General features: G+C 58.1%; 18 protein-coding genes. 12 read left to right on the top strand and 6 right to left on the bottom strand.

The window, feature by feature from the left end:
• Positions 1 to 213: 213 nt before the first annotated feature.
• Positions 214 to 708 carry a DinB family protein gene (locus tag B5M42_RS15045; RefSeq protein ID WP_134749967.1) on the top strand — a complete coding sequence of 165 codons (495 nt, stop codon included), beginning with the start codon at positions 214 to 216 and terminating at the stop codon, positions 706 to 708.
• Between the two features lie 136 nt (positions 709 to 844).
• On the opposite strand, the gene B5M42_RS15040 is transcribed toward B5M42_RS15045, so the two are convergent.
• The gene (locus tag B5M42_RS15040; RefSeq protein WP_134749965.1) at positions 845 to 1,636 is read right to left on the bottom strand and encodes an ABC transporter ATP-binding protein; all 792 of its coding nucleotides are present in this window, start codon (positions 1,634 to 1,636) and stop codon (positions 845 to 847) included.
• Between the two features lie 134 nt (positions 1,637 to 1,770).
• On the opposite strand from B5M42_RS15040, the gene B5M42_RS15035 reads away from it, so the two are divergent.
• A complete protein-coding gene (locus B5M42_RS15035) occupies positions 1,771 to 2,625 on the top strand; it encodes an AraC family transcriptional regulator (RefSeq protein ID WP_134750059.1) in 855 nt (284 codons plus the stop codon).
• Between the two features lie 160 nt (positions 2,626 to 2,785).
• Here B5M42_RS15035 and B5M42_RS15030 read toward each other — a convergent pair whose 3' ends face one another.
• The gene (locus tag B5M42_RS15030) at positions 2,786 to 2,965 is read right to left on the bottom strand and encodes a hypothetical protein (protein ID WP_134749963.1); all 180 of its coding nucleotides are present in this window, start codon (positions 2,963 to 2,965) and stop codon (positions 2,786 to 2,788) included.
• Between the two features lie 246 nt (positions 2,966 to 3,211).
• On the opposite strand from B5M42_RS15030, the gene B5M42_RS15025 reads away from it, so the two are divergent.
• Together B5M42_RS15025 and B5M42_RS15020 are read left to right on the top strand one after the other, a co-directional pair.
• Positions 3,212 to 3,526: a PadR family transcriptional regulator gene (locus B5M42_RS15025; RefSeq protein WP_407946125.1), complete on the top strand. Its 315-nt coding sequence runs from the start codon at positions 3,212 to 3,214 to the stop codon at positions 3,524 to 3,526.
• 15 nt (positions 3,527 to 3,541) lie between these two features.
• The gene (locus tag B5M42_RS15020) at positions 3,542 to 4,258 is read left to right on the top strand and encodes a pentapeptide repeat-containing protein (protein ID WP_134749959.1); all 717 of its coding nucleotides are present in this window, start codon (positions 3,542 to 3,544) and stop codon (positions 4,256 to 4,258) included.
• 209 nt (positions 4,259 to 4,467) lie between these two features.
• Here the strand turns inward: B5M42_RS15020 and B5M42_RS15015 are convergent, their stop codons facing one another.
• Positions 4,468 to 5,217 carry an SDR family oxidoreductase gene (locus tag B5M42_RS15015; RefSeq protein WP_134749957.1) on the bottom strand — a complete coding sequence of 250 codons (750 nt, stop codon included), beginning with the start codon at positions 5,215 to 5,217 and terminating at the stop codon, positions 4,468 to 4,470.
• Positions 5,218 to 5,464: 247 nt separating this feature from the next.
• Between B5M42_RS15015 and B5M42_RS15010 the strand changes: the two genes are divergently transcribed.
• Both B5M42_RS15010 and B5M42_RS15005 read left to right on the top strand, forming a co-directional pair.
• The gene (locus B5M42_RS15010) at positions 5,465 to 5,956 is read left to right on the top strand and encodes a winged helix-turn-helix transcriptional regulator (RefSeq protein ID WP_329959320.1); all 492 of its coding nucleotides are present in this window, start codon (positions 5,465 to 5,467) and stop codon (positions 5,954 to 5,956) included.
• A gap of 171 nt (positions 5,957 to 6,127) precedes the next feature.
• Positions 6,128 to 7,024, top strand: coding sequence for a fumarylacetoacetate hydrolase family protein (locus B5M42_RS15005; protein WP_134749955.1), 897 nt, complete (start codon positions 6,128 to 6,130; stop codon positions 7,022 to 7,024).
• A 241-nt stretch (positions 7,025 to 7,265) separates the two neighbouring features.
• Here the strand turns inward: B5M42_RS15005 and B5M42_RS15000 are convergent, their stop codons facing one another.
• The gene (locus B5M42_RS15000; protein WP_134749953.1) at positions 7,266 to 7,898 is read right to left on the bottom strand and encodes a TetR family transcriptional regulator; all 633 of its coding nucleotides are present in this window, start codon (positions 7,896 to 7,898) and stop codon (positions 7,266 to 7,268) included.
• A 378-nt stretch (positions 7,899 to 8,276) separates the two neighbouring features.
• Between B5M42_RS15000 and B5M42_RS14995 the strand changes: the two genes are divergently transcribed.
• From B5M42_RS14995 to B5M42_RS14970, 6 genes are all read left to right on the top strand, one after another.
• Positions 8,277 to 10,019 carry a sensor histidine kinase gene (locus tag B5M42_RS14995; protein ID WP_134749951.1) on the top strand — a complete coding sequence of 581 codons (1,743 nt, stop codon included), beginning with the start codon at positions 8,277 to 8,279 and terminating at the stop codon, positions 10,017 to 10,019.
• 7 nt (positions 10,020 to 10,026) lie between these two features.
• Complete coding sequence (locus B5M42_RS14990) at positions 10,027 to 10,818, top strand: response regulator transcription factor (RefSeq protein WP_134750055.1); 792 nt, start codon at positions 10,027 to 10,029, stop codon at positions 10,816 to 10,818.
• Positions 10,819 to 10,938: 120 nt separating this feature from the next.
• A complete protein-coding gene (locus B5M42_RS14985; RefSeq protein WP_230632922.1) occupies positions 10,939 to 12,312 on the top strand; it encodes an extracellular solute-binding protein in 1,374 nt (457 codons plus the stop codon).
• An 86-nt stretch (positions 12,313 to 12,398) separates the two neighbouring features.
• On the top strand, positions 12,399 to 13,280 hold the full coding sequence (locus B5M42_RS14980; protein ID WP_134749949.1) for a carbohydrate ABC transporter permease: 882 nt from the start codon (positions 12,399 to 12,401) through the stop codon (positions 13,278 to 13,280).
• A gap of 19 nt (positions 13,281 to 13,299) precedes the next feature.
• Positions 13,300 to 14,193 (top strand): carbohydrate ABC transporter permease, encoded by an 894-nt coding sequence (locus B5M42_RS14975; RefSeq protein WP_134749947.1) that lies wholly within the window; start codon positions 13,300 to 13,302, stop codon positions 14,191 to 14,193.
• 468 nt (positions 14,194 to 14,661) lie between these two features.
• On the top strand, positions 14,662 to 18,180 hold the full coding sequence (locus B5M42_RS14970) for a carbohydrate-binding protein (protein WP_134749945.1): 3,519 nt from the start codon (positions 14,662 to 14,664) through the stop codon (positions 18,178 to 18,180).
• Between the two features lie 166 nt (positions 18,181 to 18,346).
• On the opposite strand, the gene B5M42_RS14965 is transcribed toward B5M42_RS14970, so the two are convergent.
• Both B5M42_RS14965 and B5M42_RS14960 read right to left on the bottom strand, forming a co-directional pair.
• A complete protein-coding gene (locus B5M42_RS14965) occupies positions 18,347 to 18,742 on the bottom strand; it encodes a VOC family protein (RefSeq protein WP_134749943.1) in 396 nt (131 codons plus the stop codon).
• Positions 18,743 to 18,892: 150 nt separating this feature from the next.
• The gene (locus B5M42_RS14960) at positions 18,893 to 22,015 is read right to left on the bottom strand and encodes an N-6 DNA methylase (protein ID WP_134749941.1); all 3,123 of its coding nucleotides are present in this window, start codon (positions 22,013 to 22,015) and stop codon (positions 18,893 to 18,895) included.
• Positions 22,016 to 22,182: the final 167 nt, after the last annotated feature.

The raw sequence follows: 22,182 nt of genomic DNA, 5'->3' as shown, positions 1-22,182 counted from the left end.
GAGACGGGACCTAAGCTGGACCTAAGACGGGGGGATTTTGCGGCTGCTGCGCTATCGCCCGAGCCGCGCCAGCAAAAAAATGATCTTCCGTTCGCCACACTACTGACAATACGCTGTCAGGAGAGCTGTTTTATACTGGATTCATCACCAAAGCGGCGGAGACCGGAAGGCAACGCTGCTCTGAGGTTTTTGAAATTCAGGAGGTTATGAGCCATGTATGTAACGATTGCAAGCTTTATCGAGGATTATCGCAATGAGGCGGCGGCTACGCAGAAGCTGCTGGACAAGCTGACGGATGAGTCGCTGTCTACCGAGGTGCTGCCCGGCTATCGTTCGCTGGGCCATCTGGCGTGGCATTTGGTGCCGACGGGCGGGATTTTGCAGCAGTTGGGTCTGAAGGCAGGAGAGCGGTATTTCGGTCAGGAGGCGCCTGGCGAAGCTGCGGCGATCAGCCGGGCTTATGCAGAGGCGTCGGGTGAGCTGCTGCGGGAAATTTCGGAGTGGCCCGACCAGCGGCTGCTGGAGTCGTTGCCGATGTTTGGCCTGATCTGGCAAAAAGGCTACACGCTCAATATGTTCGTCAAACACGAGGTCCATCACCGCGGGCAATTGACAGTGCTGATCCGGCAGGCCGGTCTCCAGCCGTCGGGCGTGTACGGTCCGACCAAGGATGAGTGGCTGGCGATGGGGGTGCCGGCCAAAGTGTAACAGATACCGCCCTTGGGCCCCCGCTAATCGTTCCTATATGTAAAAACACCACAAAACGCGGCTGCGCAGCCGCGTTTTTGGCATATGTGCGGACCGTTTGCAAGGCTCGACCGCCCGGCGACGCTCCCGCGCCAGGCTAAACGCCGCGGCGCAAATGCAGATGCAGCCGCTCCAGCTCGTCCTTGACGACGCGCACCGGCGTCTCGTAAAATTCGCTGAGCGTCTCCTCTGTCAGCAGGCCGGCCGTCTCGCCCTGCCGGAACACCTCGCCCCGCCGCAGCAGCAGCGTGTGGCGAAAAGCCGGCACGATCTCCTCCGTATGATGCGTGACAAAAATCAGCGTCGGCGTCCGCTCGCTCTCCGACAGGGCTTGAATGCTCGCCAGCAGCCGCTCGCGGGCGAACAGGTCAAGCCCGTTGCACGGCTCGTCGAGAATCAGCAGCTGCGGGTCGGCCATCAAGGCCCGGGCAATCAGCAGCTTTTGCTTTTCTCCCTGCGAGCAGAGCCGATACTCGCGGTCCCACAGATGGATGCACCCCAGTGCCTGCATCAGCTCCTCGGCCCGCGTATAATCGGCTTCCTCCGGACGGTCGTACAACCCGATCGTCGCGTATTTGCCACTGAGTACGACGTATTGCGCCTTGTCGCTGCCGTACAGCTTTTCCTGCAGCGACGAGCTGACCCAGCCGATGGAGCGGCGCAGCTCGCGCAGGTCGGTCGCCCCGAACGTCTCTCCGAGCACGTTAACCTGTCCCGTTGTCGGCCAAATATAGCCTGTGATGATGTTCAGCAGCGTTGTTTTGCCCGAACCGTTCAGCCCGAGCAGCGCCCAATGCTCGCCCCGGCGAATATGCCAGTCGATGCCTTGCAGCAGCTGGCGCTCGCCTCTTTTCCACGAAATTTGCGATAGCTTCAAAATAGTGTCCACGCTGATCCCCTTCCCGGTACCTGATATGTTCTCCATTGTACCTCATTGTATCGGTTGCGGTGCAAACGCGCATCGTGAAAGTTGCCCGAAAACGGCGGGCAATTTTTGCTATAATAGGAGCAAGGTGATTGCTGATGAAAATGACTGTCATTACGCCGCAGGTAGAGCTGTGGCGCATTGAGAACGGGTTTGTGAATACGCCGCACCGCCACGAGCACCAGTATCAGATTACGGTTCCGTTGTATGGGGAATGTCGTTTTTCCCACGAGCGTGCGGCGTTCCGGCTTCGGCAAGGGGAAGCGCTCGCGCAGCACCCGCAAGAGGAGCACAGCCTGGAGCTGCCGGAGGACGGCGGGCTGATTATTTTTCAGGTCCGCCGTGAAGCGCTGGGTGCAGATGAGGCGGGCGGGCAGCCCGGCGAGACGGAGCTGGCGCTGCGGCAGTCGTTTGACGCGGCAGAGGTCCGTATGTTGTTCCGGACGTGGGCGTCTGCGCTACTGCTGAGCGATGCCGATACACTGGCTGTGCAGGAGACCGAAGCGCAAATCCTCGGTTATTTGCACAGGAAGCTTAAAGGCAGCCATAGCTCGCCGGAGCGGCTTCATGAAGCGTCTGTACCGCGTGGGCGCAAGCTGGCTGGACCCGCGACCGCCGCCCCGGCTGCCGGCCGCATCGCTGACCCGCAGATGGCGCAGGTGCTGGAGTATATGCATGCCCACTATACGGGGCAAATGGACATCGACTCACTGGCTGCACTGGCGTGCCGGAGCCGGTATCATTTTATCCGCTCCTTCAAAGCTTGTCTCGGCATGTCGCCGTATCAGTACGTGCTGTTCCTGCGCATGGAGGAGGCCAAGCGCCGGCTGCGATCGAGCGATGCGTCGGTGACGCGGATCAGCTTCGATCTCGGTTTTGCGAGCTCCAGCCAATTCTACCGCCAGTTCGCCAAATGGGTCGGCGCCACACCGGAGCAATATCGGCACGGGTAGCGCTTGCGCACGGATAAGAGAATCACCGGCAAGCAGGGCCGGTTTTGCGTATGGGAAGGTCAACCAGAGGCTGCTGGTGGCCTTTTTTTAATGCGAAAAACCCTCCCGGAAGCAGCGCCGGAAGGGTGGGATCAGCTTGAAGCGGAAGCTGAGGACGTGATTATTCAGGGATCAGACCGGACAACTCTTCCCGAATCTGATGCAGGTCGATACATTCACGTTTGTAATGAGAGAGTTGAACGCTATACAGCTCCGTATCGAACTCCTTTTTGACATATAAGGTTTTAGAAGGTCGCATGCGATTGCCGTTTAAAAGCTTACTCCATTCCAGTCTGCTCATCGTATCTTCCTCGCTTCTGTGCCAATTTCAATAATATCCTTCTATTATCGCATAAAATGGATAATAATGTAATCTCCATTTTACATTTTCTTCCCCCCAACCCTGGACCGATACCCAGCTCCGCCCCGCGCCCGATTTTGCCGAAAATCGTCCTTTTCGTGTATTATTTCCGTTGTAATACCTTGACTGTCATAGTACCTCGCTGTATCATTTACTTCAGGAGGTGAGCTTTTGGAGCCTATACGCATGTCATCCGACCTGCTGCGCGGGCACACGGATACGATTATTTTGAAGCTGCTGCTGTCAGGCGACAAATACGGCTACGAAATCTGCAAACGCGTGCACGCCGATTCGCAGGGCCATTACGAGCTCAAGGAAGCGACGATGTATTCCAGCCTCAAGCGTCTGGAGCAGGAGGGGAGCATCACCTCCTATTGGGGCGACGAAACGCAAGGCGGACGACGTAAATATTACAGCATTACGGCCAAGGGCAAGCTGGCCCATGCCGATAACAAGATGAATTGGGAGCATGCCAAACGGATTTTGGATGCATTAATTTAGAAGGGCGGGGAACGCATGAGCGGGAAGCTGGAGGCGTATTTGAACGAGGTTTTTGCTCCCTACGGGGAGCTGAGCCAGATCCGGGATCTCAAGGAGGAGCTGCTATACGACCTGCGGGAGCGGCTGACGGATTTGCAGACGAATGGCCATAGCGAAGAGGAGGCGTTTCATATGACGATTGATTCGATCGGCGACATTTCCGAGCTGGTGGAGAACATTACGGCACAGACGCGACAGCTGCAGCAGATCGTCGGGATGGATTTTTCCAAAAGCAATCTGCAAAATTCCGATTTCAAGGAAATCGCCGTTCACGACGGCAAGTTTAATTACGCCAACCTGCAAGGCTCGGATTTCAGCTTTTCCGACCTGACGAACAGCTCGTTCAAGTGCAGCAATATGGAGCGGACGATTTTTCATTGCGCGAATTTGACCCGGGCGCAGCTGGTGAAATCGAATTTCAAGGGCGCGATTTTCAAGGATTGTCTGTTCGACGGCACGCTGTTCCGGTTCTCGGAGCTGGGGGGCGTGAGCTTTGACGGCCAGCGGTTCGTTGGCGCGGTGTTCGATTACAGCGGCTTGCGCAAGACGTCGTTCCGCGGCGCGTTTTTTCAGCACGTATCGTTCAAAACGGATGTGAAAAAGACGATTTTCGACGGGGCGACGATGGACAAAGCGACGTATGCGCTGCTGAAAAGCTACAAGGCTGACTTGAGCAATGTGACCGTTGTGTAAAAAAGGCGCTGCGCACCCGGGCTGTGCCTGCCGCACAGGATCGGCAGCCGGGCTTGGCATTAGCCGCTGCCGGGTAGCGGCAGCGTTCAGCGAAGCCGCCGGGAGGCCGGCGATGGGTAAGGCATGGCCGCAACAGACAAGCAAAAAGCCGTACGCCGGAGGCTCCGACGTGCGGCTTTCGCGTGCTTTATTCGAACGGAGCAAGCCGGTTACACATACCCGCCGTTGACGCGCACGGTTTGTCCCGTGATCCAGCGCGCTTCCTCACTGGCGAGGAACAGCGCCATGCCGACGATATCGTCCGGCTGACCCAAGCGCCCGAAGGCGTTCATGCTGACGATGCCTTGGATTTGCTGCTCGGTTTTGCCTGCGCGGAACAGCTCGGTATCCACCGGGCCCGGCGCGATGGCGTTGATCGTGACGCCCCGCGGCCCCAGCTCCTTGGCGAGTTGGCGGGTGAATTGCTCCACGGCCCCCTTGGTGCCGGCATAGGCGCTGTAGCCGGGGAACATCGAGCCTGTCACCGAGGTCGAGAAATTGATAATGCGCCCGTTGTCGCGCATGTGCGGCAGCGCTTCTTTGATCGCGAAAAAAGTCCCCTTGACGTTCACCGCAAACAAATCGTCAAACTCCTGCTCGTCGATTTGAGCAATCGGCTTGGTGAAGATCGCGCCGGCGTTGTTGACCAGCACGTCGATGGCACCGAACGCCTCCCGCGTTTCGCCGATCAATCTGGCGATATCGGCCGTGCTGCGCAAATCGGCTTGCACAGCGATTGCTTCTCCGCCCGTGCTGCGGATGTCCGCGACAACGGCCTCGGCTTGGCTGCGGCTGCCGGCGTAGTTGACGACGACGCGCCCGCCTTGGGCTGCGAACGCTTTGGCGATCGCGCTGCCGATACCGCGCGAAGCGCCCGTGACGATGATTGATTTTCCCGCAAATGTACGGTTGCTGCTCATAACTTCCATCCCCTTCCGTTTCGTGTCTTTACTGTACTCCTGCGTTCGACCGGGCGCAAGCAGGCACTTTTATGTCCCTTGGTTACTTTCGGGTAGGAAATGCAAAGGGCTGGACGTTTTATGGTAGTATACAACTAGAGGCGTCAAGCGCGGCTTGTGGACGAAGGGAGGCGTTGCTGAGCGCCGGGCGGGAGCGCCAGAGTTCGTTCGTCCCGCATCGGAAGGATGGGCTGGCAGGGGAAGCTGCGTGCAGACTGCAAGCGTGAAGCTGCAGCCGACGCAAAGTCATGCCGGACAGGCAAGGGAGGCGGTCAAGGTGGAGCGGGAACAGGCGGAACGGTTTGAGGTGCATGAGGGCTTTAACGAAGCCGATATCGATTGTTACGTGCACGTGTGGACGACCATGCAGGCGATTGGCGGCAAGTGGAAAATGTTGATTTTGTGGCATGTGCATGAAGGCGGGCGACGGTACAACGAGCTGCGGCGGCGCATTCCGGGCATCTCGCAAAAAATGCTCACCCAGCAGCTGCGCGAGCTGGAAGAGGACGGGCTGATCGCCCGGACGGTGTACCCGGAGACGCCGCCGCGCGTCGAATACGAGATGACGGCTTACGGCCGGACGCTTGAGCCCGTATTCGACGTCATGTACGATTGGGGCGTCCTCCACCGCGAGCGGCGGGCCGGCTGCGGCAGCCAGCCCCCGCCAGCGGTTAACGTCCGTCGGCAGCCGGACGTTTGAAGAAGCCGATCACGCGCTCGCGCTCCGTGTGCGATTCCCGGAGCGTCGCGCAGGCTGTACAGCGGCTTCGGGCCAACCGGCAATTCAGCACGGTGTGGAAGCAAGCTATACGGCGGGCGGCTGCCAGACCTGCGCACCGATGCAGGCCATTACGGAAAGGAGCAGCATATTGTGAAGCTGGTACATATTCAAATCAACGGGAATTCCCGTCTTGGGATCAAGACGGATCAAGGGATTATCGATGTGGCGCAGGCGGCGGCCGCTTATCCGCCGCGAGAACCGCTTGCTGCCGGCGTTGGCGAGGTTATCGTAGGCGGCCGTGAAGCGGTGCAGGCGCTGGAGCGTTATTTGGCCGAGCTGCCGACAGACGGCGATTGCCCCTACCTGCTTGACGAGACAGCGGTGGCATTTGGCCCGTGTGTGCCGCGGCCCGGCAAAATCATTTGCGTCGGCTTGAATTACCGCAAGCATGCCGAGGAGACGCAAGCCGCGATTCCGGCCTATCCGATCTTGTTCAACAAGTTCAACAATGCATTGGCTGCGCATGGCAGCGAGGTGGCGCTGCCTCCGGTCACGCAAAAGGTCGATTACGAGGCCGAGCTGGCGATTGTCATTGGACGGACGGCGAAATACGTCGCCAAGGACGAGGCACTCGATTACGTATTCGGATATTGCTGCGCGAACGACCTGTCGGCGCGCGAGCTGCAGATCCGAACGCCGCAATGGCTGCTCGGCAAATCGCTCGACGGCTTTGCTCCGCTCGGACCTTATCTGGTGACAGCCGACGAGACAGGCGACCCGAATGCGCTTGGCATCCGCTGTACGGTGAACGGCGAGGTGCGGCAGCAGTCGAACACAGCGGATATGATTTTTGCCTGCGATGAGATTGTCAGCTACATTTCCAGCTACATGACGCTGGAGCCGGGCGATGTGATTTTGACCGGCACGCCGGAGGGCGTCATGCTCGGCTATCCCGTGGAGCGGCAGCAATACTTGAAGCCGGGCGATGTCGTGACGGTCGAGATCGACAAGCTGGGCGCGCTGACGATCCGGCTGACGGCGGAGTGAAGAACGGACAGCAGCAGCCGGGCGGCAGGCTCGACCGCTGATGCCGGACTGTAGCGCCCACGCCGCGATCTTGCCGGACAGTAAGCCAGGCTTTGCTGCTGCGCGCGGATCACGCAAAGAAAGAGGCCGCCCGTCGAGGGTTGGCCTCTTTGCTGTTTTTGCTGGACTCCGATTGGTCTGTCCGCCGTTTTACGCGCCGACTGGCAGCTTAATCACGGGCTTCCTCCCTCTTTTTCTCTCTTTATTCGGCTTTTTCAGCCGTTTGAACGTTCAATAACGACTTCAAATAGGCCGTTAACGCGTCGATTTGCTCCGCTGCCGCAGCTTGCTGCGCGCCAAGCGCCAGCGCGTGCGTCATAATGCCCTCGATATGCGAGGCAGCGATTTGCGCGATCAGCTCCAGCGGCAAGCTCGGCGCGAATTCGCCACGCTCGGCTCCGGCCTCCAGCAGCCGGACGAAACGGGCCACGCCTTGCGCGTAGCGCTGGACGAGCCTGCGCCGTCGCCCGGCGTCGCGCCAGCCGGTGAGGAAATATTCATGGAACACCGGCTGCAGGCCCGTGTCGACGCCGGCGAGATCGGCTTTCTGGCCGGTGAGCATCGCTTCGAGCATTTCCCAGACGGAAAGCGGCTGGGTGAGCAAGGTTTCCAGCGCGCGATTGGCTTCCCGGTCATACTGCTCCGCCAGCGCTTCGAAAATCTCCTCTTTGGACTGAAAATACAGGTAAATCCAGCCGCGGCTCATTGCGGCTTCCTCCACAATATCCTTCAATGTAGCCGGCTCGTAGCCGGTCCGGATAAATACACGCTCAGCCGCCGCGAGTATTTGTTTTCTCCGCTGCTCCTTGTGCTCCTCGGTTACCTTGGGCGACATCAGTCCCACCAGCCCTTCAAGTTTCTATTATGCTTGTCCAAATAAATGAACCTCATGTCATTATTATTAATGACATGAGGTTCATTTTCAAGTCCCCCACGACATCTGCTTATATATTCCGCTCTTTCACTTTTGAACGCGCGTGCTATAATAGTCAAAAGTCAACGGGGCTGCCCCGCCAACGGTGCTTGTCGATACATCGAAGCAGCGCGTCAAGCTGTGAGCGTTCACGGCGAACTGCGTCCGGTCTGCCGATGAACGCGACTGACTGCGGACGTCGGCGTCGAACCGCCGATGCCCGCGACCGGCATCAATCCGCGAGCCTTCGCATCCAAGCAGCGGAATCAAGCGGCAGGCGGGCGGCCGAACAGGGAGAGGATGGACGAGTTGCGAACCTACTGGAGCAGATGGAATACGCTGCGCAATCAGATTCTCGTCGTGTTTGTCGTCGTGATGGCGATTGTGCTGACCTTGGTCGGACTGATGACGTTTAATCTCGTTTCCAGACTGATCACCAACAATGCGGAAAAGCAGATCCGGCAAACGGCGGTCGAAGCGACCGGACGCTTGGAAACGCTTTATCGGCAAATCGATACGCTATCCAACCAGGTGGCGACGAATAGCGAGGTGCAGCAGCTATTACTGCAGGTCGTCGAGGGACGCCCGGCCACCTTTAACGAACGACAGGCGTTAATGCAGAATGTCAGCGCCTTTCAGGTGTATTCCGACGGTATCAGCGCCTTCGACCTGTACACGAACGATTATTTGCGGCTGTTTCCGAACGATGCGATTACGCTGCTCGGCCGCATCGGTCCGCTCTGGCTGGAGCAGGCCGACCGGGCGCAGGGGCGCATGGTCTGGATCGGCGAGGATACGCGCGACCCGTCCTATTTGTTGGCGGTGCGCCAGGTACGGCTGATGGACCGCTGGTTTTCCGGCGGCGGCTATCTCTTGATTCGCATTAATCGCAGCTATTTCAATCTGGAGGTGCCGGGTAACGCTGCCGGTGAGCCGGAATACATGATGCTCGTCGACAAAAGCGGCACCCCCATCGCGTCAAACTACGCAGGCGACGTCGACGCGATTCTCAACGACCGCCAGCAGCAGGTCGCCATTAACGGCCAGGATTATATCGCTGTCAAAATGACCTCGGAAGCGACCGGCTGGACGCTTGTCATTCTCTCCCCGGTCAGCGCTCTGACCGAAGGCATCAGCGTGCTGCGCACGGCCATTGTCGCTTCGGGCGGCGTCGGCTTCCTGATCGTGCTGATTTCCTCGCTGCTGCTGTCTACTATGATGACGAGGCCGATTTTGCGGCTAATCAAAACGATGCGCAGCGCCCGGCTCGGCGAGCTCAAGCCCAGCCCGGCCATTCAATCTACGGCCGAGATTAACGAGCTGACGCGCACGTACAACGAGATGGTCGATAATATCAATCATTTGATCGAGGTTATTTATGAAAAGGAGCTGGTCCGCAGTCGCGCCGAGCTGAAGGCGCTGCAGGCGCAGATCAATCCGCATTTTTTGTACAACACGCTGGAGGCGTTGTATTGGTCGCTGCAGGAGAAGGACGAAGAGGAGCTGGCCGAGCTGGTCGTGGCGATGTCCGAGCTGTTTCGCTATACAATCGGCGGCTCAAGCAAGGACGAATGGGTGGCGGCCAGCGCTGAGCTGGAGCATGTCGAGCGCTATTTGCAGCTGATGAAGCTGCGGTTCGGCGAGCGGCTCACCTGGCGCATCGAGACAAGCCCCGGCGCGGAGCAGGTCCGCCTGCCCAAGTTGCTAATCCAGCCGCTGGTGGAGAACGCTCTGCTGCACGGGCTTGGCAACAAGAAGGGGCCGGGCTCGGTGAGCATTACGATTGGCCCTTCCGAAGAAGCCGGGGGCTGGACGATTGCCGTTTGCGACGATGGCGTCGGCATGGATGAAGCGACGATGCAGCGCGTGACCCGTTCGCTGGAGGGCGGCGGTGTGCCGATGGGCTCGGGAACCGGGCTGGCCATCGCCAACGTCAATCAGCGGCTGCGGCTGGCGTATCCCGACGGCGGCGGCGGTTTGACGCTGCAAAGCGAGCGGGGCAAGGGCACCTGTATATGCTTTGATATTCCGGGGGGAGGATGAGAAAGTGATGTTGCAAGCAGGAACGATCTTGATCGTGGACGACGAGCCGCGCACCCGGCAAGGGCTCAAGAAGATGCTCGATGCCTGGGCCGGCGGCAAGTATGAAGTGGAGATAGCGGCTGACGGGGACGAAGCGCTGGCGCTGCTGGCCAACAAGCCGGTAAACGTATTGATTTCCGATATTCGCATGCCGGAGATGACCGGCTTGCAGATGATCAGAGCCGCGAAGGAGCAAGGCGGCCTGCCGGCCGTCATTTTGCTGTCGGGCTACTCGGAGTTTGATTACGCACAGGAAGCGATCCGTCTGGGCGTCGTCAATTATTTGCTCAAGCCGGTGGCCAAGGCCAAGCTGATCGAGGCCGTGGAGCAGGCGCTCGCCATAGACGAGGAACGGCGGCGCGTCGACCGGCTCGACCGGGTGGTGGACAACCGCTTGGCCGACATGCGGCAGGAGGATCATCTGATCCCGCAGCCGATCAAGGAAGCGATGCGCTACATCGAGCTTCATCTGCGCGAGCCGATCGGTTTGCGCGAGGTAGCGGAGCAGGTGCATTTGAATCCGAGCTATTTCAGCTCGCTGTTCAAGGAGAAAACGAATCTGACCTTCAGCGAATATGTGACGCGAAGCCGCGTGCAGCGTGCCAAGCATCTGCTGCTGAACACTGCGATGCCGGTGTCGGCGATTGCCGAGGAGGCCGGCTACCAGACGGTCAAATATTTTACCACGCTGTTCAAGGAATACGAAGGTATGACCCCGAGCCAATTCCGCAAGCTGATGTCCCCCGACGGTACGATCTGATCACGCGATCTAAAAAAAGTAGACTTTTCCCTAAACGCCGTTACCTTATTCAACCCCCGATAAAGCGCTATCATAAATGTTGTAAACGTTATCTTGAACAGATGAACAGGGGGAATTGAAGTGGTGAAAAAAACATTGACGCTCGCTCCGGCGGCGCTGCTTGCGACCATGCTGGCTCTGACGGGCTGCGGGTCGACGCAAAATGCGGGAAGCACCGATAACGGCGCTCAAGCCAGCGCGCAGCCTACGGCGGCGGCAAGCACCGACCAGCCGGCCAGCTCCGGCGAGAAAATGACGATCAAGCTGATGCATCTGTGGCCTGCGGGCAGCTCGAAGCAGCATAACATGATTGTCAACCAAATCATCGACGAATATCAGAAAGCGAATCCGAACGTCACGATCAAACAGGAGATCCTTGACAACGAGCAGTATAAAAACAAGCTGAAGGTCATCTCCGCCTCCAACGAGCTGCCGGATGTGGGCATGACGTGGGCGGCCGGCTTCCTGGAGCCTTACGTCAAAGGCAACCTGTTCGCACCGCTGGACGATGTTCTCGGCGACGGCTTCAAGGATTCGTTCGTTTCCGGGACGACGGAAGCGTACGCGGTCGGGGGCAAAACCTACGCGCTGCCGCTGGAGCTGAACATCACGCCTGTTTACTACAACAAAGCGATTTTCGCCAAATATAATCTCACGCCGCCAAAAACGTACGACGAGCTCAAGCAAATCGTCAAAACGCTGGCCGATAACGGCGTAGCTCCAGCAGCGCTCGGCAACAAAGACCGCTGGACTGGCTCGCTGTGGTATATGTACCTGGCCGACCGTCTGGGCGGACCGGAAACGCTGAAAAAAGCGATTGACCGCAGGGGCAGCTTTGAGGATCCAAGCCTCGTGAAAGCGGCTGAAGAGGTGCAGAACCTCGTGAAGATGAACGCCTTCAACAAAGGGTTCAACGGCCTGTCCAACGACGAAGGCAAATCCGAATTCATGAACGGCAAAGCCGCAATGTACATGATGGGTACTTGGGAGCTGCCGAACTATACGACGAATGAATCCGTTCCGAAGGAGTTCCGCGACAGCATCGGCTTCTTCAAATTCCCGACCATCGACGGCGGCAAAGGCAATGTCGACAGCTGGGTCGGCGGACCGGGCGTAGGCTTGTTCGTGGCCGAGAACTCCAAGGTGAAGGACGAAGCGAAGAAATTCGTGAAATATTTTGCGAAGCGTTGGGGCGAAGAGTCGGTGACGCAAGCGGGCGTCATTCCGGCGACCAAGGTCGACACGTCCAAAATCAACCTCCCGCAAATGTACATTGATGTGCTGAACGAGCTGGGCAAAGCCAGCAACATTACGCTGTTTGCCGACGTACAAATGAGTCCGGCGGTAGCGCAAGTGCATCTGAACATGATTCAGGCGTTGTTCGGCGGCGAAGTGAAGCCGGAGGAATTCGCCAAGAAGCATGAAGAGGCGCTGAAGCAGGAATCCGGCAAGTAATCAACCAGAACGCAGAAGGGGCGTATCCCGGCACACCGCGGTATGCCCCTTTGCATTGTCCGCTTGGGGAAAGGAGCTGTACGCTTGTGGATAAAGTCATGTCCGATAAAAGAATCATCGCGCTGTATGTCCTGCCTGCGCTGTTGCTCGTGCTGGTGCTCATCTATGTGCCGATTGTCTTGACCGGCTATTACGGCCTGATGAAATGGGATGGCATCGGGGCCATGACCTTCATCGGTCTGGACAACTACAGCCGGCTGGTCAAGGATGCGCTGTTCTGGAAAAGCGCGGGCCATTCCTTCCTGCTGGCCGTTTTCTCCACCATTAGCCTGATCGGCTATCTGGCCGTCGCAATGGTGTTGTCCGGCCGCATTAAGGGCGCGAACCTGCTGCGCAAAATTTACCTGGTGCCGATGCTGCTGTCCTCGGTGGCGATTGCCCAGCTATGGCTGAAAATGTACCATCCCTCCAACGGGATGCTGAACGTCATTCTGCAATCGTTTGGCATGAAGGAGCCGATTGGTTGGCTGTCGGAAACCTCGATTGTGCTGTTCGCGTTGTTCGTGCCAATTATTTGGCAATACGCGGGCTTTTATATCCTTATCTACTACGCCGCGCTGACGAACATCCCGTCCTCGCTGATCGAAGCCGCGCGCATCGACGGCGCGACGCCGTGGCAGGTGGCTTTGCGCATCAAGCTGCCGCTGATTGCCAGCGTCATCAAGGTGACGATTGTACTCGCCATCGTCGGCTCGCTGAAATATTTTGACCTGATTTACGTGATGACCGACGGGGGACCCAACGGCGCGAGCGAGGTCATGGCTTCGTACATGTACCATCAGGCGTTCCGCAGCTTTGATTTCGGCTATGGCAGCGCGATTGGATTTTTCCTGCTGCTGACCTGTCTGATCGTGACCTGGCTGATCCGCAAGCTGACAGCTTCGGGCGAAGAAGTGCAATATTCATGAGAAAAAAGGAGGAACCGGCATGACAGAATCCGCAGGCGCATCGACAGCCGCCGCAACGCTTACGGCTTGGCCGTCCGAGCGCAGCTTGCCGCAACGTATCGGCCGCATCGTACTTTACGCCGTGCTGATCGCCGTCGCCGTGGTGCAAATTTTTCCGCTGGTTTGGCTGCTGCTGTTTTCACTGAAAAATAACCAGGAAGTCTTCAATCTATCGCCCTTTGCGCTACCGGCCCATCCGCGTTGGGAGAACTACGCCAAGGTGTGGACGGAAGGCAACATCAGCTTGTATTTCTGGAACAGCGTCTGGATGACGTTCGCTGCCGTTGCATGCACCGTTGTACTGGGCAGTCTGGTGACGTTTGCGCTGACGCGGCTGTCGTGGGGCTGGAAAAAGCCGGTGCTCGGCCTGTTCATGGTCGGCCTGATGATTCCGGTGCATTCCACGCTCATTCCGTTGTTTCAAATGTTCCTGAAAGCGCATCTGACTGATCATCCGCTGTCGATCATTCTGACGTACACGGCGTTTAATCTGCCGCTGACGATCATGATTTTGCTCGGCTTCTACTACACGCTACCGCGCGAGGTAGAAGAAGCGGCGATTATGGACGGCTGTTCGGTGAACCGGCTGTTTGTGCAAATTATTTTGCCGATGACCGCTTCGGTGCTGGCAACGGTGGTCATTATCAATATGATTTATAACTGGAACGAATTTGTGTTCATCAATACGTTCATCAGCTCGGACGAGCGCAAGACGATTACGGTGGGTATTCAAAACTTTATCGGGCAGTATACAACCGATTGGGGAGCGATCGGCGCGACGCTGATGATCAGCATGTTGCCGATTCTGGCGGCGTTTTTCGCCTTGAGCAACCGGATCGTCGAGGGGATTACCGCCGGCTCGGTGAAGGGCTGACGGGCGGAGACGCCGCGTCGGGCAGGGCTCCGGGACGCTGCCGTTGCTGCGGGCGTGCGACGCCTTGAGCGCGGTGCCAGCCGTTCGGCGGCGGTCAAACCCGTGCGCGCCGGACAGCCCGGCTGAAGCCCTCCCGCCTGCGGTGCGGGAGCTGCTGCAACAAGACAAGCCTGTTGATCGACGATCAGCAGGCTTTTTGCGTTGTGCAGCGTCCGCTTCGCGGGAAGGGCGCGAAAGCGTAATATTGCGTACGAAAATCATAATACTTTCCATCGAGTTCGGAGGAGTGGAGGTCTACAATAAAATGAAAACGATTACATTTTAGGATGGTGATCGATGCGCAGGGGGGTGGCCAGTGAGGGCTTGCTTGACGCAAGCGGAACAACGAGAAAGGAGGAGGGATCGGCGGGTTCAACCCGCAGTAGGGCAGCTCAGGCTGATAAATTCAAATTTCAAGGAGGTTCGTGAATGATACGCAGGAACAGGTTCTATCAACAAAATCCGGTTGTTTTTGGCCTTATGGCTTTATTGCTGTTTGTGATGCAGCTAACGCTCATTCCGCATGAAGTAAGCGCGGCCACCAATCTGGCCGCAGGCAAGGCGACGACAGAGAGCGGTCATGCCGACGTTTATGGTTCCGGAAATACAACGGACGGCAATCAGGGCACGTATTGGGAGAGCGTCAACAATGCGTTTCCGCAATGGGTACGCGTGGACTTGGGCAGCGTAAATACCGTCAATCAGGTGGTCCTGAAGCTGCCTGCCGGCTGGGGTACGCGCAATCAGACGCTATCGGTACAAGGCAGCACCAACGATTCGAGCTATACGACGCTTGCTGCGTCGCAAACGTATACGTTCGACGGCAGCAGCAATACGGTGACGATCAACTTCGTCAACGCCAGCGTGCGTTATGTGAAAATCAACGTGACCGCCAATACGGGCTGGCCGGCCGGACAAATCTCGGAGCTGGAGGTCTATAACACGTCGACGTCAACGCCTACGCCTACGCCTACGCCAACCCCAACCCCGACGTCAACGCCATCCGGCGGTACGTATCAGGCTGAATCGGCCGCCTTATCGGGCGGAGCGAAGGTGAACACGGACCACACCGGATATACGGGCAGCGGATTTGTAGACGGATACTGGACGCAGGGCGCGGCTACGACGTTTACGGTCAACACCTCGGTAACGGCGCCTTACAGCCTTGTGCTGCGTTATGCCAACTCGATGGGCGGCGCGAGGACGCTCAGCCTATATGTCAATGGCGTGAAGATCAAGCAAACGACGCTTGCCAATCTTGCCAATTGGGATTCGTGGGCGACTGTTGCAGATACGGTGACCTTACAAGCAGGCAGCAATACGGTCAAGTATCAATACGATGCGACGGATTCCGCCAATGTCAATCTGGACAGCTTGCAGGTAACGTTTAACGACGCGACGCCGACTCCGCCGGTCTCGCCAACACCAACGCCGACTCCGACCCCGACTCCAACAGCAACACCAACGTCAACGCCCGGCGGGATTATGATTCCCGGTAAACTCGAAGCAGAGAGCTACACGGCCATGAGCGGTATTCAGACCGAATCGACATCGGATACCGGCGGCGGCTTGAATGTGGGCTGGACCGATACCGGCGACTGGCTGGACTATAACGTATACGTAGCGAGCGCTGGCACGTACCCGGTTGCGTTTCGGGTAGCCAGTACGACGGCGACGAGTCAGTTGCAGCTTCGCAGCAGTAATGGAAGCGTGCTGGCGACAGTGACTGTGCCGAATACCGGCGGCTGGCAGAACTGGACGACCGTTAATACTTCGGTCAGCCTGCCTGCGGGCAGTCAGACGCTGCGGTTGTTCGTGTCTGCAACGGGCTTTAACCTCAACTGGCTGAATTTTGCCACGGCGTCTACACCAACACCAGCGCCTACGGCGACGCCGCCAGGTATGTTCGATCCGCTGAACGCAGCTCCGTATGTCATGCCGGACAGCAGCGTAAATCTGGGTACGGTTATGGATGCGACCAGCGTCAAAGCGTTTACCATTGCCTTTATTCTGGCTAACGGTAATGCCTGTTCTGCAGCCTGGAACGGCTGGAGCGCGATCAACAGCGATACGACGAATCAGGCGGCGATCAACCTGATCCGCTCCAAGGGCGGCGACGTCGTCGTTTCCTTCGGCGGTGCAGCGGGCACAAAGCTCGGCCAGGTATGCGGCGACGCGCAGTCGACGGCCAATGCCTATCAGCAGGTTATTGACAAATACAACCTGAAGGCTGTTGATTTTGATATCGAGACTGAAGAAATCACGAATAACGCTGCGCTCACCCGCGAGCTGCAAGCTGCCAAAATTTTGCAGCAAAACGCTGCAAACGCCGGTAAACCACTGAACGTTTCGGTTACGCTGCCGGCAGGCTGGTCGGGTCTTGAGAACAGCGGCAAAACGGTCGTACAGACCGCCATCAACATCGGCTTCAAGCCGACGTCGTGGACGATCATGCCGTTTGATTTCGGCGGCGGCGCATCCGGCATGGGCCAGACGACGATCAACATCGCCGAAGCGTTCCACCAGCAGTTGAAGACGCTTTATCCGGCTTTGAGCGATGCACAAATTTACGACATGTCCGGCTTGTCGCTGATGAACGGCCGCACAGATGTCGGGGAATACGTATACGTATCCGATTTTCAGGCCATAGCCGATTATGGCAAAAGCAAGGGATTGAAGCGGCTCACGTATTGGGTGGTCAACCGTGACCTGCCATGCAGCCCGATTATCGATCCGGGTTCCACCCAAAACGGCTGCAGCAGCGTGCCGCAGCAGCCTTGGGAATTTACGAGGATCATCGCGCAATACGCAGCAGGCAGCGCGACGCCTCCCGCCGCGTCCCAGGACACCTGGCGTCTGGTATGGAACGATGAGTTCAGCGGCACAAGCGGAACTGCGCCCGATCCGGGCAAGTGGGGCTATGACCTCGGCGGCGGCGGCTGGGGCAACAACGAGAAGGAGTACTACACCAGCAGCACGAACAATGCCTATCTGGACGGCTCCGGTCATCTCGTCATCAAGGCGATTAAGGAAAATATTGGCGGCCTGCCGTATTCATCGGCGCGTCTGGTATCGAGAACGAAAGGCGATTGGACCTATGGGAAATTCGAGGTGCGCGCCAAGCTGCCGACAGGTAAAGGGATCTGGCCGGCGATCTGGATGCTGCCGACGGATTGGACTTACGGCAGCTGGCCGACGAGCGGTGAAATCGACATTATGGAACAACGCGGCTCACAACCGTTGACGGTGATGGGCACGATTCACTTCGGAACGCCGTGGACATACATCGGCGGCAGCTATACTTTGCCGGACGCGGGATATCACATATACAGCGTGGAGTGGGACCCTAGCCAAATCCGCTGGTACGTGGACGGCAACCTGTATCAAACGCGAAGCTCCAGCGAATGGTTCAGCTCCGGCGGACCCAGCCCGGCGCCATTCGACAAACGCTTCCACTTCCTGCTTAATGTGGCCGTAGGCGGCAACTTCGACGGCGATCCGGACGGCAGCACGGCATTCCCGCAAGCGATGACGGTCGACTACGTTCGCGTATACGATCACAGCAACACGGTCAATTTGCCGGCCCGCATCGAAGCCGAAGGCTATAGCGCGATGAGCGGTATCCAGATGGAAAATACGACCGATGCGGGCGGAGGCCAGGACGTAGGCTGGATCGACGCTGGCGATTGGATGGACTACCCGGTTAATGTACCGGCGTCGGGTACTTACAACGTGCAATACCGGGTAGCCAGCACGTTGACGACAGGCCAAATCCAGCTGCGCTCGGGTTCCACGGTATATGCCACCACTTCGGTGCCGAATACGGGAGGCTGGCAGAATTGGCAGACGGTCAGCACGACTGTTTATTTGACGGCCGGGCAAAAAACGCTGCGCGTATACGCCAGCGGCGCCGGTTTTAACTTAAACTGGCTGAATATTACCCAGTAATGGAAACGAAGCCTGCACGGCGGCTTGCTCAATGGAGCGGCAGCTGTGCAGGCTTTCGTGTTGCCGGGGCTTGCTGACAGACGGATGCGGGCAGCAGAAGCCGCAGCCGCAGCAACGGGCCGCCCGTACGTGATGGCGCTCCGCTGCGGCCCGCAGGGATATGATCCTATTGCGGGCAGGTGATCATCCAGGATACCCCGAACTTGTCCTCCAGCTCGCCGTATTGACCGCCCCAGGGAGCGGGCGCAAGCGGCTGCCGGATGCCGACGGCGTCGGTGGACAAGTGGTCAAACGCAGCCTGACCTTCCGCGGCCGAGGGGAATTCGAGATTGAGGCTGAAGTTTCTGCCGCGCGTCAGGTCATCCATCGCATCGGCCATAAAAATCGTAATGTCGCTGGAGCTCAGGCACAGATGCATCACCTTGTCCTTCAGCGTCTCGTCGGTACCAGGCATCTGGCCAAACGTGGAAACGGATTGAACTGTGCCTTGAATCGCTTCTGCATAAAACGCTGCTTGCGCGCGAGCGTCCTCGGAAAATAAAAAGGGAATCAGCTTTGCCATCAAAAACATCCTCTCTCTGCCGTATATGGGATTTCACCGTTCTATCGTAGCATATCGGCAGCTTGCGGATTTCTTATAGCTTGCTATCTTCCCGGCCCGCTCTCCCTGTACGCGGCAGCGCAGCCACTGTCCTGCAGTCCCGATCCTGGCTCAGCCGCGGATCGTTTCCGTCCCGGTCAAGCCAAGCAGGCGGTCCAGCGCCTCGTAGCGCATCGGGCCTGCCGGAGCGCGGTCCATCCCGGCTGCGATGGCGCGCTGAAGCTCCAGCGGCGGCAGCGGAAACTTGATCGCCGTCAGCTCGCTTTTCAGCAGCTTCCCGCCGTTGGGGCGCCGCTTCAGATAACTGAAGTCCAGCCGGTTGAACACGGCGACCAGATATGCCTCCAGCAGCCGCTCCTTATTGACGCGGATAACATGGGCATGGTTGTTCACCCACGATTTGCCGGAAATCGCATACGCCGTATGCTCGTATTCGCCCCATTTGGCTCCGTCCTCGCCGATCAGCACGAGATCCTCGTCGAACAGGTAGGCGTCGATGAGTCCGGCTTTGCCGGAAGCGCCGTAATACGGATACGCGCCGCTCGTGCGGTTGGATTTTTTCACCGGCTTGCGCAGATGATCGAGCACTTCGGCCACCGAGCTGTCCGCCAGCGTTACGAGCTCGTATGCGGTCACCCGGGTATACATGTTGTCCAGCGAGTCGATGAATACGCGCGCCTTGAAGTCCTCGGAAGCCAGATCGAGCATCTCATGGAGCGGACGCACATGCAGATGCTTGGCCAGCCGTTCGCTGACGGGTGGCAGCGGACGCCGAAGGAAGTTGGCGTACATGTACGTGCTGATTTTGTCCGGATGGTCGACCTGGAGCTCGTCGTGCAGCACAGAGACAATTTTTTTGTCCGCGGTATGAGGGTAAGGATGAATGCCCTCATACTTTTTGCGGTCGGAATGCTCGTAGCCGAGAAACAGCTTCTCCTCGTCCCCTTCTCTGGAATGGGCAATAACGACCGGCTGATCCCAGGCCAGCATAAAATACATCAGCCGCACGGCTTCACGCTCGCGGGACGCCTCGTCAGTCAAGGCCGTCAAGCAGGCGTCCGGCGTGCGGTCGGGATGCGCGGCTGCGCAATAAGCGGCATAGATGTCTTGCAGCCCGTCCAAGCTGGAGAGCTGCGCGTGCGCCTCGTCCGTTCCCGCCAAGGTGTCGAGCAGGGCGCGTGCGGCTTCGGCGGCTTGCCGCCATTCGTGGTCAGCGCGGCGTTCCAGATGCAGGTTGACGGTCCGCTGTCCCGTGGCAGCGAAGGTCTGATTGCCGAATTCGACGATGCCGACGATGCGGAAATATTTCAGCAGCAGCTCGCGAGCCTTCTGATGAATGCCCTGATTGAGCAGCAGGGAGCTGGGCAAAATGATCGCTGCAAAGCCGCCGGGAACGAGCAGCTGCTTGGCCCGCTCGATGAACAGGCATTCGATGTTGTCGCTCTTGTCGGTCACATGCGCGAACAGCTCGAAGCAGCGCGCCCCGTCCTTCATCGTATATTTGAAGTTTTCCACTGAGTAGGGCGGGTTGGCAATCAGCACGTCAAAGCGCGGATGGTCAGCCGTCGGTTCGTTCGTCCGCAGTCGTCCATGGAACGTTGGCGAATCGAAGCCGGCAAGCCCGTCCGCGTACAGCACGTTCGCTCCGCCGTCGCCATGCAGGAAGCAGGCGACCTTGGACGTTTTGACGAGGCGAAAATCCTTTTCGATCCCATACACAAACTCCCGCGCCCAGCCGTCGGCCGACCGCCACTTCGCGAGCCGGTCCCGTTGCGCCTGCGTCTGGAGCTCCTCCGGACGGCACGCCTCGACAAGCCGGCCGATGCGTTCCAGCGCTTCGGTCAGAAAATGGCCGCTACCGCAGGCGTAATCGATCGTGTAGGGCAGAAACGAGCTTTCGCCCGCTGCGATCTTGCGCGCGACAATGGCTTCGAACGGAATCGCCATACAATTATAAGCGGCGATCGGAATCGGCGTGAAGAATTGTCCGGCCTCCTGCTTAACCCCGATATTGAGCAGCCGTTCGAAAAAATCGCCCAGCAGCGGCAGCTTAGACGGTTCCTTGAAGCGAAAGCGTTCCAGCAGCTTCACGACCGCTTTGACGATGCGCGCATTGTCGCGGAACGTTCGCTCGTCGAGAATTTCCTTGAAGGCGAATTCATGGCTTTTATACAGCTTGAAGCGGCGAAACAAGGCTTTGATGCCCGCAGCGGCGTCGGAAGACGCACCGCCGACCCGCTGCAACTCGTCGTCAAGCAGGCTGTCGGCAAAATCTGCCAGCGTAATCCCCAGATAGGCCGTAACGCCGGTCCGGTAGAGCCTGCTCAGCCGCTCCAGCACGTCTTCATCTGTTTCGTCCGCTTTCCATTGAAAAGCCATCTCTTCGTCCGGTCGGCGTACGTGGTCTTCGTCGACAATTTTGCACAAAATCAGATTGAAAATGACATTGTACGCATTGTTTTTGTCCGAGACCACGTGACGGCGCAAAATCTCCGCAAACGTGTTGAACAACGTCCCGTCCGATTCCTCGACATCGGCACGCTCCAGCGGCTTCAGCTCCGCTTGTTTAATGCCCGTAAACCGCACCCGGTAAGGCTCGGCGTCTTCGCCGAACAAGCCCTTGGACTGAAAAAGCTTGTCCCAGCGCTCATACATCTCGCCGGGGTCGTCGCACCCGCGGAGCGGGGCCATAGCGACAATGCCCGTATTGTATTTCAAGCCGCCATCGCCGTCCGGCGCGGACGTATACACGACGACGTACTGCACGTTCGTATCCAATAAGTAGTAATGGAACAACTGATCTTTTTTATAATCATTTTGCACGAGCGCCTGCAGCGCGTGGTTATAGGGCTTGCCCCAGCTCCTGCAGTCGATCAGCAAAAAGCCCGCGCCGCTGGCGTCGCGGACGCAAATGTCGAGGTCGGCGTTTTTCCGTCCGTAAGGGGCCAGCTCAATGTGCCGCGGAGCGTAGCCGGTCTCCAGCAGCCGGTTTACGCATTCCAGCTGGACGAGATGCTCCTTACGTCCCTCTATGCCGGCTGTGCTGCGTCCGGACCGGATATCGGGGCCGTAATCGATGCGGCCCATCGACGTTCCATCGGCCGTTAGCTCCGCTGCGATCCGGTAGGAGCCGCGGATGTCGTAGTCCTTGTGCCAAAGCGCGGCATTGCCCTCTGCAGGACGGAAGCCCATCGCGAGCAGCCAGCTCTGGACGGGCATCAGATTGGGTTCCATGCTTGACCTCCTCAGCTTGTCAAAAACAGAGTTCTGTTTGTAAGATTATAGGTGGCGAGCTTCCATTTTGTAAAGACAGAGCTCTGTTGAGACCAGGCCTGCGGGGAAATGTGCGCGATGCACTTTTTTTTGCATACAGGGATGTGATATAATCAATACGACTGGGA

The sequence above is a fragment of the Paenibacillus athensensis genome, from assembly GCF_004514475.2.
GTDB classification, from domain to species: domain Bacteria; phylum Bacillota; class Bacilli; order Paenibacillales; family NBRC-103111; genus Paenibacillus_AL; species Paenibacillus_AL athensensis.
This window is presented reverse-complemented; position numbering and strand designations above follow the sequence as displayed.